The following is a 12174-nucleotide window of genomic DNA, read 5'->3' on the forward strand; positions in this document are numbered from 1 at the left end:
TTTCGGGCCCCCTACGGGCGGATGGGGTCTGCGGTCACAGCCTCCGTCACGTAGGAAGGCAGCACCCACGCCGCCGTCTACGGCCCCGAGGCCCCCGTCAACGCGGTCTTCATGCTTGAGCACCACATCGGCGGCGGCCAGATCCCGTTGCGCTGGCCTGGCCAGGAAGCCTACGCACTCATGCCGGCCCACGGCGCCGACGGCTGGGCGAAGAACCAGGCCGAGAGCCGAGAGGCCCACCACCGGATGCACGCTGGCGTGTGGATCGTCATGGATGACCACGGGGTGATGTGCTCTCGCGTCGCTCCCGACGTCCCGCGCCATGCTCTCCTCTCCATTCTGGCCGGCATGGATGATGACGGCGAGTTGGCGGAACTGGTCGCCGACATCGGCGAGGCAGAGGCGGAGAAGCTGGTGCACCAGCTGCGGTGATGGCCGCAGACCCGCGGGCCACGGGCCGTGGAGCAAGGGCTTCCTGCGGTCGACATCGAGGGCTTGAGCTGTGACCGACTGCTGCGCGTCCGTAGGGAGTTGTGTTCGTCGCAGAGGGAGTCCCTGGCGTTCTGGGCCATCCCCATCCCAGCGGGTGCCCGGCTGGCTCCCGCTCGGCGTCGCAGCCGGGTGGTGCTGGCTGGCTGCCGCAGCCTTCTGCCATGCCGCTGAGCGAAGACGAGAAGACCCTGCTGTCCCTGGTCGCCAAGGCCGCTGCCCCGGTCGCGATGTCCGACTTCTTCGAGAAGATCTACCCGCCCGCCCTTGGAATCGACGAGAACCATCCGGAGCACCCGGCCTGAACCGAACGGCAGATCGCCCTGTACGGCGTGTCCGTCAGTCTGTGGCAGCGCAGTCTTGTGCCGCCGTGTGGGAGCGACGCACACCCGCGAGCAGGCAACACCGCGCGTTGGCGTGATCATCCCGCCGCTGCCATGCTGCCCGGCGACTCTGTGTTTTACGCCGCACTTTGGGAGGTTCGCGGGCGCAGGAAGTGGAGGAGGTCCGCGGTGATCACGCGGTAGCTGCCGCCCACCTCCACGACGGTCACCGGGTAGCGGTGCTCACGGGCCATGCGGTACCCCGCGGTCCTGCCGAGCGAGAGCAGCTCGTTGGCCACCGACAGCGGAATCGCCGGCGGGAGAGCAGCGAGAGCCTCCGGGGCATACCTCCCCGACCGGGCAGTCCGGACTGCGTTCACGGCAACATTCCCTCTCGCGCGATGTTCTCTGTGCGAGAAACATCTATCACACCTGCCCTGGCAGCAGAAGACAGTCCATGTATCCTTCTCTCATGGAAGAATCAAGTGAGCATTGGCCGGCCTCACTCACGGCGCGGATCGCCCGGGTCGTCAAGGAGCAGCGCGGTCGGCAAGGCATGACGACGCATGACCTCTCGGAGGCGTGCGAGGCCAGGGGGGTGCCGATCGCCGCCAACACCATCACCAAGATCGAAAAAGGGCAGCGCGACTCACTCAGGCTTGAGGAGGCCATCGTTCTCGCCCACGCCCTCGATCTGCCACTCGTTGCGTTGCTCATCCCGTTGGAGGCTCAGGCCGACATCGACCTTCTTCCCAACGTGACCATTCCCGTGTGGGAGGCAGCGGCCTGGGTCACCGGCGAGGACCACTTGGGCGAGGCGCCGTCGCCCGGCTCGGCCCGTGCCGTACTCGGCACCTTCCGTGAACACGACGTCGATGTCCGAACCGCGCTGATCTCCACCCGCGAAGCCCACAGCCGCCGCGTTCAGGCACGCCAGGCCCTCGGCTCCGCCCGCTACGAGCAGCTGGCCCGACAAGCAGACGAACTCGACCGCATGGCCCACGAGGATTGCGCGCGCCTGAAGGCCGTCCGGGACCAGATGCGGGCCGACGGGCTCCAGCCGGCACCGCTGCCGACCACTCTCGAGTTCGTCGACGCTCCCGAAAGGCCGGCTTCCGGCTGACTCGAACATCCTGGCCGGGGCCCAGCACACACCCCCGCAGCTACCCCGGACTTCCTTCCCACCGTCGCACCTGACGGTCCCCGAGACGGCCTTCGCCTGGCAGCTTCCGTCCGTCCCGGAGACCCAGCCACCCCTTGGCCATCGACCAGAGAGGGCTCGCCCCATAATGCCGCATGCCCGCACACGGGCCGCACGCAGTGCGTTCCCCCCTTCCCCTCCGCCCACCCCAGGCTGCGCCTGCGCGCCCCCGGACGCTCCCGCACTCCTCCACACCGCCGACGAGGCCGCCGCGATCCTCAAGGTCAGCCCAGGAACGCTGCGCCGCTGGCGCCGCGAGAACACGGGGCCGGCCTACGTCAAGGTCGGCGGCCGAGTCGGCTACCGCCACCAGGACCTCGTCGACTACCTGGCCAGCTGCGTCGTGGTGCCGGAGGTGGCGGCCTGATGACGACGCCAGAGCGCATCGACGCCCCGGTCGGCGTCAAGATCTCCACCGACATCGAGTACCGGCCCGGCAACCCCAACCCTTACCGCGCCCGCGTCCGCTGGGTCGACCCGATCACCAAGGCCCGCCCGTCCCGCTCCACCATGTTCCCCACCGAGCCCGATGCGCAGGACTGGCTCGACCGCATCGCCAGGGCGGCCGGGCGCGGCGTCAGCGTCGACCTCGCCACGACGTCTCTCAGCGCCTACGGCGACTCCGTCATGGATCTGGCGATGCGGGGTCTCGAACTCAAGACCCATGCCCCATACATGGCCGGCTGGCGCCTTCGCGTCAAACCCACCGTCGGCCACCTCCAGGTCGTCGGCATCACCGCTGGCATCGCCGACCGCGCCCTCAACGCCTGGATCGCCGACGGTGCCGGCATCTCCACCCTCAAGAACACCATCGCCGTGTGGGTCAGGGTCATGGAGCAGGCCCTCCGAGACGGCATCATCGAGATCAACCCCGTCCGCCTGAACGGCTGGCAGAAGCTGATCAAGACCCTCGAGGACGAGGAACACGACCCCCGCGGGCTGGCACTGCGCGACTGGGACACCCTCGACCGCCTCGCCGACGCCCTGGTGGCCGCCTCCTTCAACCAGTACGACGGTTGGGGCGACATCGTCCGCTTCGCCGGCGGCACCGGTGCCCGCATCGGCGAGGTCTCCGGCGTCCGCGCTGGCGACATCGACACCGACAAGTGGATCTGGCGAGTCTGCCGACAGACCACCACCGCACCCGGCGGGCTGATCGACAAGGGCACCAAGGGCAAGCGCTCCCGCCTCGTTCCGATCATCCCGGAGCTGCGGCCCAACATCGCCTGGCGGATCTCCCGGGTCGGCAACCGGCCCGATGCCCGACTGTTCACTGGCCCCCGCGGCGGCCGGGTCACCACCGCGGTGCTGCGTGATGCCACCCACTGGGACGATGCCGTCGTCAGCCTGGGCTACGAGTATCTGCGCCGACACGACCTTCGCCATACCGCCCTGACCTGGTTCGCCGACGCCGGCGTCCCGCCCCACGTTCTCATGCGAATCGCCGGCCACGGCCAACTGACCACGACCCAGCGCTACCTCCACCCCGACCTGCGTTCCATCGAACGCGCCGGAGCCCAGCTCACCACCTACATCAACGCCTCCCGCAGCCTCCCCGGCCCGAAGATCGAGATCGAGCAGATCCGCCAACTCGCCATCGCGCCCTGAGAGCGACGTCAACATCCCGGGGCCGGGCTCCCGTCTCCACGGGGAACCCGGCCCCGGGGTTATCAGCTAGAAGCCTGCGAAGCTGGGCCATACCAGCGGCACGGATCAACGGCCCCGAGCCGCACCAGTTGCCCTACGATCAGCGGGCATGGACCCAGCCCCGCTCTCCGGTGTTCCGGCCAGGCGCACACCTACCAGCCCGCACCCCTTGCGGCGCGCGCTGTTCGACACCTCGGCACTGACGTCGGACGTGATCGCCGCCATCAAGCGGGGCCAATCCTCGTCCCTCGAAGCGGCTGCCGCGAGGGGCACAGTCCGCGCCTACATCCCTGAGCACGTCCTCGCGGAAGTTCCCCGGGTCCTGGGCGACCGGCACGCCGAGGGCGGGAAGTTCGGCCTTGGGCTGACCCTGCGGATCTGGCGCGAACGCTACCTGCCACACCTATACGTGGTCGCGGCCGACGGCCTGCCGATGACCCCAGAAGCCGCAGTCCTCGAACGCGAGGACCCATCGGACACGGGCATGCTCCTGCTCGCCGGCGTCATAGCCCCCGTCGTGATCATCGCCGAGGACAAGGACCTGCTACGCAGCAACCTCGCGCACGAGGACTGGCGCAAGCTCCGCGCGGCACTGGGCAAGGTCGGCATCGTCGAGGGCAAGACGCGCGACTACACCGAGACGGCCGCCGTGCTCCTGACCTTGACCGGGCATGGCGTCGCCGGCATCGCCCGGATCGCCGCGAAGGCCCCGGCGCTCGCGGCCGGCACGTTTGCGGCCGGCGCAATCGCCACCACGCTCTACCTCCGGCGGCATCCGAAGAAGCCCCAGCAAGCAGACCGACCGGGATTCTGGCGACTGCTGTGGAACGACCTCGAGCCCAAGATGACCGAAGCCTTCGACAGGCACGGTCAGGGCGAGCGGCTATGGCGGGAGGCGGAACGCGGCACCCCGGGCGAGAGCCTGCTGCACCACGTCGCCCGCCTGCTCGCCGAAGCGCCCGAGCCGGTGAACCGCACCCAGATCGTGGAAAAGATCGGCACAGGTGACAGCGGACACAAGGCGCGGATGGCCGACGTCCTCGACGTCCTGACCCGGTACCCGGCCTTCTGCGAAGTCGAACGCGGCCGGTGGCAGCTGGGGCGGCGTGTCACCGATCCCGCCGGCTGAGGACCGGATCCCGCCGTCTGGTCCTCCACCGACGACGTTTACCGAACGCCGTCCGACGCGGACCAGGCAGGGCCCTGTGCACCGTCCTCTGCTCCGTGACAGTACTGGACTGGCCGCCGGTCAGCGGCGTTCGACGCTGAACCCTCTGTCGTGGAGCGCCGCAGTCCACACCGTCCGGTCGAACCACTTGGTGATGTCCGGCTTGAGCGAAGTAATGGCTGCCATCCGGGCGTCCCAGTCATGGCCGGCCTCACCGCGGGCGCCCTCGCATCCCGCGCAGCCGTCCTCTCCGTGGATGTGGCCGGCCATCCAGGCGTTCACCGCAACGTTGACAATCACGCTGTAGAGGTCACCGCCCGACTCGACGAGCGCGTCGGGCACACCCGCGAGGATCAGTGCCAGCTCCGGGTTGGCGACCGGGGGCATCGGCGCCCGCCCTGCCTCGTCACTATCGGCGCTTTCCCGCACTTCCTGGTCCTGCTTGGCAATGGCAGCGGCGAGTGCGTCGGCGTTGAAGTACCTCCAGGCGGAACGCACCTGGACACCCAACTGCTGGGCAACACCCGTCATCCTCTCCTCGATGATGTCCTCCACCATCCCGGGTCGTACGGTGACTCCCCGTCGGGCCAGCGCCGCCAGGGTCTCAGTGGCTGCTTCCTTGAATGCCTTCGTGTTCCTCAGCTGCGACAGGTAGAGGTGATTCCGCAGGCCGCACCGCGCCCCAGAACACACCGCCTGATCCGGAAACAGGTACCCAAGACTCACAACCCCCGGCCGCGCGGAGTCTCTGGAGAACGGACCGCGGGCTTGCTTTCGACAGGCTGAGCCCCCGGCATGTAGTCGAGGAGAAGGCCCCTTGGCCAAAGGTCAAGTGCGTCACTGACTGGCCGGTCCGGCATGACAGACAGAAGCTGCGCTCAGGGCGGTCTGGCGGGGTCATCACCCAGAGCGACCGGCCAGGCGGCCCCACTGAGCCGTCGGGTCATTCGGCGGCCAGCCGGGCAGGGAGGGATGTGTCGATTCTGACGCCAACCCGCCGCCTGAAAGGCGGTCACCTCTGGCCAACTTTCGCCACACAAGCGGGATTTCCGCCGGCAACCTGGCTGGAAGTCGATTGTTACGATCCAGTCTCGATCACTGAGAGTGATTGCCAATTCGGGCAAATCAAGCACCGCTGGGGAGCATTGAGTCCAACTTCCTGGACCCTGGTCCCAAAGTGGTCCCAAACAGCATGCGAACCAATTTCCTTGGCCCCTGACAGCCCGTCATGCAAAAGGCCGCTGACCTGGGATTTCTCCCGGCCAACGGCCTTTCCGACTCACGTCGGGACGACAGGATTTGAACCTGCGACCCCTTGACCCCCAGTCAAGTGCGCTACCAAGCTGCGCCACGTCCCGTGGTCTCGCTGCCGGGCTTGCCGGCTTCTCGACCTTGTCCCCGGTGACCCGGTGACGTGGAAAACAATACAGCACGGCGGGGGGTGCTCGCTGCCAGGTTTTGGTGCAGGTCACGGGGCACGTGGTGGGGGTCCGGCGGGGTGGGGGCGGGTCAGGGGGGGGGGTGGCGGGCGTCGTAGCGGAGGAAGGCGGGGCGGCGGGCGGCGAGGAGCAGGACGCAGGCGACGCAGGCCAGGCCGCCGGAGATGACCGAGACGGCGGGGGTGGTGAGGGCGGCGACGGTGCCGGACTCGAAGTCGCCGAGGCGGGGGCCGCCGGCGACGACCACGATGAAGATGCCCTGGAGGCGGCCGCGCATCTCATCGGGGGCGGCCACCTGCATCATCGTGTTGCGGAAGATCATGCTGACGGTGTCCGCGCAGCCGGCCACGGCCAGCAGGGCGAGACCGAGCCAGAGGTGGCCCGAGGTGAGCCCGAAGGCGGCGATGGACAGGCCCCAGGCGGTGACGGCCGCCAGGACGGCGGCGCCGTGGCGGTGGACGCGGGCGATCCAGCCGGAGAAGAGGGCGCCGGCCAGGGCGCCCACGGCGGGGGCGCCGACCAGCAGGCCGACGGTGCGGGCGTCGCCGCCGTAGAAGCCGGCCGCGATGGCGGGGAAGAGGGCGCGGGGCATGCCGAAGATCATCGCGGCCAGGTCGGCGAGGAAGCTGGTGCGCAGGTTGGGCTGCTCGCGCAGGAAGCGCAGGCCGTCCAGGACCGAGGCGCGGCCCCGGCGGCCGTCGGCGTCGACGCCCGGTGCCCGCTCGGGACGCATGGCGGGCAGTCGCCACATCGCGTAGAGGGTGGCGGCGAAGGCGACGGTGTCGACCAGGTAGGCGGCCTGGAAGCCGTAGGCGCCGATCAGCAGGCCGCCGAGCATGGGGCCGACGGTCAGGCCGAGGTTCATGCTGATGGTGTTCAGCGCGTTGGCGGCGGGGAGCTGCTCGGCCGGCACCAGGCGGGGGATCATCGAGGACCGGGCCGGCGAGGAGATCGCGAAGAAGGCGCCCTGCAGGGCCACCGCGCAGTAGAGGACGGCCACCTGGCGCAGGTCGAGCAGGGCCTGCGCGGCCAGGATCGCCGAGGCGGCGGCCAGGCCCGCCGAGCCGATCAGCCCGAGCTTGCGGCGGTCGACGGTGTCGGCGATCGCGCCACCGTAGAGGCCGAAGGTGACCAGCGGGACGAGCGAGCAGAGTCCGACCAGGCCGGTGGCGAAGCTGGAACCGGTGAGGGCGTAGACCTGGACGGCGACCGCGACGGCGGTCATCTGCTGGCCGATCGAGGAGACCGCCTGCCCGAACCAGAGCCGCCGGTAGTGGGCGCCCTCGCGCAGTGGCGTGAGGTCGGCCAGCGCCCCCCGCAGGACCCGCGACACCCGGGAGGACGGCGAGGACGGAGCGGCCGGGGCGGGGGCAGGGACGGGCGACGTGGACGGAGCGGGGGCGTCGGAGGTGGAGGACGGCGGCGGCTCGGCGGCGGGTGCGGGCGAAGAGGTGGGATGATTGGTCGACACAGCGACCTATCGTCACCCCCGCGCCCACGGCGCCCGCCACCGGGGTCCTCCCCGCGCGGTACCGGCGCTCAGCCGCTCGGCCGCAGGCCGCCGCTCAGCCCCACACCACCGCCTTCTCGCCGGCCCGCACCACCACCGGCAGCTTGTTGCCGGGCGGCGGGAACGGGCAGATGAAGTGGTCGGCGAAGGCGCACGGCGGCAGGTAGGCCCGGTTGAAGTCGAGGACCGTCCGGCCCTCCGCGTCCGGCTCGGGCAGGGTGATGAACCGGAACCGGTGCGTCTCGTGCCCGCTGCCGCCGTCGCTGAGCACGCCGCTGAGCAGCTCGCCGGACCGGCTGACGGTGAGGGTGTAGGACTCGCCGCCCAGCCGGAAGTCGATCTGGCCGGTGACCGCCAGCGGGCGTTCGCGACCGTCGGCGTTGGGGACGTTCACCGTGCGGTCGCCGGTCTCGTAGGGCGTGAAGACGGCGGGTACGGACCACTCGGGCGCGTACGGGAACACCGAGATGCCCGCGAAGGTGACCCGGTTCTCGGCCGCGGGGTCGAAGACCCGCAGGGCGAGCTCGCCCTCGCGCTCGATCGGGACCAGCAGCAGGTCGCCGACCCAGGCCGTGCCGTGCTCGGGGTGCGTGTCGGGGTGCAGCTCCAGCGTGCCGTCGACCGGCGTGCCCTCACCGGCGGCGGCGCCGGCCCGTAGGCCGTCGGCTGCCACGGCGGCCACCCGGACGGTGCCCCCGTCGGCGGACCAGCGGCCGGGGACGCCGGGGATCTCGACAGCCTCCGGGCCCAGCCAGTGCGTCCCGATGAGGGCGAGCATGCCGTGCGGGGAACTGACGGACGCCGTCCGGGCGTCGGTCCAGCGCTGCCACTCTTCGGCGTCGTTGTTCATCTGGTGCCCTCCTCGAGACGGACCGGAACGGGTAACTGGCGGGGACGGAAAGGGTCTGACGGGGTCTGGACGGGAATCGCCGCGGCCGGCGGTTCAGCTCTCGCGCAGTGGCCGGAAGAGGCCCTCCTGCACCACCGACACCACCAACTGGCCGCTGCGGTCGAAGATCTGGCCCCGGGCCAGGCCCCGGGCGCCGTGCGCGATCGGCGACTCCTGCTGGTAGAGCAGCCAGTCGTCGGCGCGGAACGGGCGGTGGAACCACATCGCGTGGTCGAGCGAGGCCATGTCGAAGTTGCGCTGGCCCCAGAGCGGTTCGACGGGGGCGCGGACGGAGTCCAGCAGGGTCATGTCGCTGGCGTAGGTCAGGGCGCAGACGTGGATCAGCGGGTCGTCGGGCAGCGAGCCGTTGGTCCGCAGCCAGACACCGCTGCGCGGCTCGACGCCGGCCAGCTCCTCCTGGGTCCAGCGCAGCCGCTCGACGTAGCGGATGTCGAACGGCTGGCGGCGGCTGATGAACGGGGGCAACTCGCCGAGGCGGTTGCCCACCTCGTCCAGCGCGCTCGGCAGGTCCTCGGGCGCCGGCACCGGGGGCATCGCCTCCTGGTGCTCGATGCCGCCGGGCTCGGGGACGTGGAAGTCGGCGGTCAGCGCGAAGATGCTGCGGCCCTGCTGGATGCCGAGCACCCGCCGGGTGGTGAACGAGCGGCCGTCCCGGATCCGGTCGACCTGGTAGACGATCGGCACGCCGGGAACGCCGGGGCGCAGGAAGTACGCGTGCAGCGAGTGCACCGGACGGTCGCCGTCGACGGTCCGACCGGCCGCCACCAGCGCCTGGCCCGCGACCTGGCCGCCGAAGGTCCGCTGCAGGGACTCCTCGGGGCTGCGCCCGCGGAAGATGTTGAGCTCGATCTGCTCCAGATCCAGCAGGTCGACGAGCTGGTCGACGGGCGTTCCCATGGCGTGCGTCCTCTCCGAGCGGACACGCCGGTGGGCCCGGCGGCATTCCGCTGTCGTTAGCCAGAAGTCTGCTGGCCACTCGGGAATTCCCGCTGTCCTGCAGACGGGTGTCCCGGGCGACGTCGCGAGGCCCGGCCGCCGCCGGGGACCGCCGGCTCAGGCCAGGCCGGACTGGCGCACGGTGATGTTGAGCCGTCCGGTCAGCGCGGGACCCGGCGCGCCCAGGTCGAGCCCGGGATCGGCGCTGCCGGGCAGGGTGCGCAGCACGCCGTGGTAGGCGTAGCGGGCCGGGCCGCCGAAGACCAGCAGGTCACCGCTGCGCAGCTCGAGGTCGGTCCAGGGGCGGGTGCGGGTCTCGCTGTTGCCCAGCCGGAAGACGCACGAGTCACCGAGCGAGAGCGAGACGACCGGGGCGTCGACGCGCTCCTCGCGGTCCTGGTGCAGGCCCATGTGGGCGCCCTCGCCGTAGTGGTTGACCAGCGCGACGTCCGGCGCGTAGCCCTCCACCCCGCTCACCGGGCCCGCCGGCACACCCTCGTCACCGTCCGCAGCCGCCTGCACGAAAGCCGTCCCGTACGCCGTCCCGTAGGCCTCCCCGTACGCCTCCGCGACGGCGCGCCGCGCGAGGGCGCCGAGCAGCGCCGGGAAGGGCTTCACCGGGGCGCCGTCGCCGTCCTGCACGGTGCGCGTGTAGGCGTACGGGAACCAGTGCTGCGGGCAGCCGGCGGACGCCTTCCGCGCCACCCCGCAGGTCGGACAGCGGGTGACCACGCCCCAGTGCAGGCCCAGGCAGACCTGGCGGACGGACATCTGACCGCCGCCGGGCAGCCGGACCGTCCGCAGGCCGGCCGGCGGACGGGCCCACTCCCGGCAGGCGACGACCAGCTCGCGCTGCGCCGCCGGGTCCAGCCAGTCGGGCACGAGCACGGCGCCGGGCGCCACCACGGCCCGCTCACGCCCGAACAGCTCGCCGGTCACCGATCCACCCCCTCCACCGACCCCGCCGACCCCGCCGACCCCGCCGCCAGCTGGGCCCGGGTGGGCATCGCCGTCCGCGCGCCGGTCCGGGTGACGCTGACGGCCGCGGCCCGCACGGCGAAGCGGGCGGCCTCGGTGAGCGTGCGCCCCTCGGCGAGGCCGACCGCCAGCGCGCCGCAGAAGGTGTCACCGGCACCCGTGGTGTCCGCCGCCCGCACGGCCGGCGCGGGGATCAGCTCCACCTGCTCGCCGTCCCGCACCAGCGCGCCCTCGGCACCCAGCGTGACCACCACCCGCTCGCAGGGAAGTCCGGCCGCCGACCGCGCGAGCTCGGCGCCCGCGAGGCTCGCCTCCGCGACGCCGCATAGGCGGGCCAGCTCGCCGCGGTTGGGGACCAGCACGTCGACCAGCGACCACAGCTCCTGCGGCAGCTCCGCGGCCGACGAGGGCGCGGGCGCCGGGTTCAGCACGAACGTGCCGCGCGCCAGCCGGGCCGCCGCCACCACGGCCGCCGCCGGGATCTCCAGCTGCGCGACCACCACCGCGGCCGCGGTGCGCAGCGCGCCCGCCGCCTCGACGGCCGCCACGCCGACCCGCGCGTTGGCGCCGGGCGACACGACGATGCAGTTCTCCGCCCGGCGGTCGACCAGGACCACCGCATGGCCGGGTGGTCCGTCGACGGCGGCGAGCCGGCCGACGTCGCCGGCCTCCGCGGCCAGCTCGGCCCGCAGTGCCTCGCTGTCACCGTCCGTGCCGACCGCGCCGACCAGCGCCACCGAGCGGCCCAACCGGGCCACCGCCACCGCCTGGTTCGCGCCCTTGCCGCCGCCCAGCCGCACCGCCGGGCCACCCCGGACGGTCTCCCCGGGAGCCGGCAGCGCGTCCACCTCGATCACCAGGTCGCGGTTGACGCTCCCGACCACCACGACATCCACGCTCTCGGGCATGCCCCCATTCTGGGCCACCGCGCCCTCATGCCCCACGCCCTCATCCCCCGCGCCGCGCCACCTCCACCCCGACCTCGTCCCCCGACTCCGGCTCCTCCTCCGGCCCCACCCCGGACCCGGGCCCCGGCCCGCCCAGCAGCCCCAACTCCCGCGCGCAGGAGGCCCAGGCCTGCCAGCCCTGCTCGCGCAGGATCTCCTGCGCCACCGTGATCTGCTGACGGCGGCTCGCCCGGTCCGGCCGCGAGGCGTAGCGCGAACCGCCCGCCTCCCGCCAGGTCGGCGGCCAGATCTGCAGGCCGCCGTAGTAGCCGTTACCGGTGTCGGCGGTCCAGTCGCCGTCGCTCTCGCAGTCCGCCACCCGGTCCCAGACCGCGTCGGGGGTGGCGGTGGGGACGGTGTCCGTCCCGGGGTCCGGGCCGGCGGCCGGTGCGGACCGGGCCGACACCGCGATGATCACCGCCACCCCGCAGAGCACCACACCTGTTCGACGTCGGATCAGCCCACCGCTCAGCATCCTCCGACTCTCCAGGAGCCCGCCGCCGGCCCGCGACCCGGGCGCCCACCTCCGTACGCCGTTCGAGTCCCCGGCCCCACCTGGCCCCCACCCAACCCCACCCCGGCCAACGCGAACGGGACGCGGCCCCCGCCCGGGGGGGCGGGGGGCG

General features: G+C 71.9%; 14 protein-coding genes and 1 tRNA gene. 6 read left to right on the forward strand and 9 right to left on the reverse strand.

The genetic code is table 11. From position 1 onward, the window contains the following. Positions 1–111 precede the first annotated feature (111 nt). Positions 112–432, forward strand: a complete 321-nt coding sequence (locus tag ABD323_RS11660; protein ID WP_344441277.1) for a hypothetical protein — start codon at positions 112–114, stop codon at positions 430–432. A gap of 221 nt (positions 433–653) precedes the next feature. Next, entirely contained in the window at positions 654–794 is a 141-nt protein-coding gene (locus tag ABD323_RS11665) for a hypothetical protein (RefSeq protein ID WP_344441278.1), read from the forward strand. A 155-nt stretch (positions 795–949) separates the two neighbouring features. Here ABD323_RS11665 and ABD323_RS11670 read toward each other — a convergent pair whose 3' ends face one another. Beyond that, positions 950–1111: a hypothetical protein gene (locus ABD323_RS11670; protein ID WP_344441279.1), complete on the reverse strand. Its 162-nt coding sequence runs from the start codon at positions 1109–1111 to the stop codon at positions 950–952. Positions 1112–1284: 173 nt separating this feature from the next. On the opposite strand from ABD323_RS11670, the gene ABD323_RS11675 reads away from it, so the two are divergent. The 4 genes from ABD323_RS11675 (at position 1285) to ABD323_RS11690 (ending at position 4789) form a co-directional block, all read left to right on the forward strand. After that, complete coding sequence (locus ABD323_RS11675; protein ID WP_344441280.1) at positions 1285–1935, forward strand: helix-turn-helix domain-containing protein; 651 nt, start codon at positions 1285–1287, stop codon at positions 1933–1935. Positions 1936–2101: 166 nt separating this feature from the next. Beyond that, positions 2102–2380, forward strand: a complete 279-nt coding sequence (locus ABD323_RS11680; protein ID WP_344441281.1) for a helix-turn-helix domain-containing protein — start codon at positions 2102–2104, stop codon at positions 2378–2380. Then, positions 2380–3621, forward strand: a complete 1242-nt coding sequence (locus ABD323_RS11685) for a tyrosine-type recombinase/integrase (RefSeq protein WP_344441282.1) — start codon at positions 2380–2382, stop codon at positions 3619–3621. Before ABD323_RS11680 ends, ABD323_RS11685 begins: the two co-directional genes overlap by 1 nt. A 208-nt stretch (positions 3622–3829) precedes the next feature. Beyond that, positions 3830–4789 (forward strand): PIN domain-containing protein, encoded by a 960-nt coding sequence (locus ABD323_RS11690; RefSeq protein WP_344441284.1) that lies wholly within the window; start codon positions 3830–3832, stop codon positions 4787–4789. 120 nt (positions 4790–4909) lie between these two features. Here ABD323_RS11690 and ABD323_RS11695 read toward each other — a convergent pair whose 3' ends face one another. The 8 genes from ABD323_RS11695 to ABD323_RS11730 form a co-directional block, all read right to left on the reverse strand. Continuing rightward, positions 4910–5386, reverse strand: a complete 477-nt coding sequence (locus ABD323_RS11695) for a hypothetical protein (protein ID WP_344441285.1) — start codon at positions 5384–5386, stop codon at positions 4910–4912. Positions 5387–6112: 726 nt separating this feature from the next. Next, positions 6113–6186, reverse strand: a tRNA-Pro gene (locus ABD323_RS11700). Positions 6187–6337: 151 nt separating this feature from the next. After that, positions 6338–7738, reverse strand: a complete 1401-nt coding sequence (locus tag ABD323_RS11705; RefSeq protein WP_425555960.1) for an MFS transporter — start codon at positions 7736–7738, stop codon at positions 6338–6340. Positions 7739–7832: 94 nt separating this feature from the next. After that, the gene (locus ABD323_RS11710; protein ID WP_344441286.1) at positions 7833–8627 is read right to left on the reverse strand and encodes a DUF1684 domain-containing protein; all 795 of its coding nucleotides are present in this window, start codon (positions 8625–8627) and stop codon (positions 7833–7835) included. Between the two features lie 93 nt (positions 8628–8720). Further along, entirely contained in the window at positions 8721–9584 is an 864-nt protein-coding gene (locus ABD323_RS11715) for an acyl-CoA thioesterase (protein ID WP_344441287.1), read from the reverse strand. 156 nt (positions 9585–9740) lie between these two features. Next, positions 9741–10562 (reverse strand): alpha-ketoglutarate-dependent dioxygenase AlkB, encoded by an 822-nt coding sequence (locus ABD323_RS11720; protein ID WP_344441288.1) that lies wholly within the window; start codon positions 10560–10562, stop codon positions 9741–9743. Then, the gene (locus ABD323_RS11725) at positions 10559–11509 is read right to left on the reverse strand and encodes a ribokinase (protein ID WP_344441289.1); all 951 of its coding nucleotides are present in this window, start codon (positions 11507–11509) and stop codon (positions 10559–10561) included. Before ABD323_RS11725 ends, ABD323_RS11720 begins: the two co-directional genes overlap by 4 nt. Before the next feature lie 40 nt (positions 11510–11549). Beyond that, positions 11550–12023 (reverse strand): transglycosylase family protein, encoded by a 474-nt coding sequence (locus ABD323_RS11730; protein ID WP_344441290.1) that lies wholly within the window; start codon positions 12021–12023, stop codon positions 11550–11552. Between the last annotated feature and the right edge of the window lie 151 nt (positions 12024–12174).

The organism is Kitasatospora nipponensis, from assembly GCF_039528135.1.
In the GTDB taxonomy this organism is placed as follows: Bacteria; Actinomycetota; Actinomycetes; order Streptomycetales; family Streptomycetaceae; genus Kitasatospora; species Kitasatospora nipponensis.

What these genes read in the sequence shown, in the direction of transcription:
- ABD323_RS11660 (WP_344441277.1), top strand. Translation starts at nt 112, where the DNA reads ATGCTTGAGCACCACATCGGCGGCGGCCAGATCCCGTTGCGCTGGCCT.
- ABD323_RS11665 (WP_344441278.1), top strand. Translation starts at nt 654, where the DNA reads ATGCCGCTGAGCGAAGACGAGAAGACCCTGCTGTCCCTGGTCGCCAAG.
- ABD323_RS11675 (WP_344441280.1), top strand. Translation starts at nt 1,285, where the DNA reads ATGGAAGAATCAAGTGAGCATTGGCCGGCCTCACTCACGGCGCGGATC.
- ABD323_RS11680 (WP_344441281.1), top strand. Translation starts at nt 2,102, where the DNA reads ATGCCGCATGCCCGCACACGGGCCGCACGCAGTGCGTTCCCCCCTTCC.
- ABD323_RS11685 (WP_344441282.1), top strand. Translation starts at nt 2,380, where the DNA reads ATGACGACGCCAGAGCGCATCGACGCCCCGGTCGGCGTCAAGATCTCC.
- ABD323_RS11695 (WP_344441285.1), bottom strand. Translation starts at nt 5,386, where the DNA reads ATGGTGGAGGACATCATCGAGGAGAGGATGACGGGTGTTGCCCAGCAG.
- ABD323_RS11710 (WP_344441286.1), bottom strand. Translation starts at nt 8,627, where the DNA reads ATGAACAACGACGCCGAAGAGTGGCAGCGCTGGACCGACGCCCGGACG.
- ABD323_RS11715 (WP_344441287.1), bottom strand. Translation starts at nt 9,584, where the DNA reads ATGGGAACGCCCGTCGACCAGCTCGTCGACCTGCTGGATCTGGAGCAG.
- ABD323_RS11725 (WP_344441289.1), bottom strand. Translation starts at nt 11,509, where the DNA reads ATGCCCGAGAGCGTGGATGTCGTGGTGGTCGGGAGCGTCAACCGCGAC.
- ABD323_RS11730 (WP_344441290.1), bottom strand. Translation starts at nt 12,023, where the DNA reads ATGCTGAGCGGTGGGCTGATCCGACGTCGAACAGGTGTGGTGCTCTGC.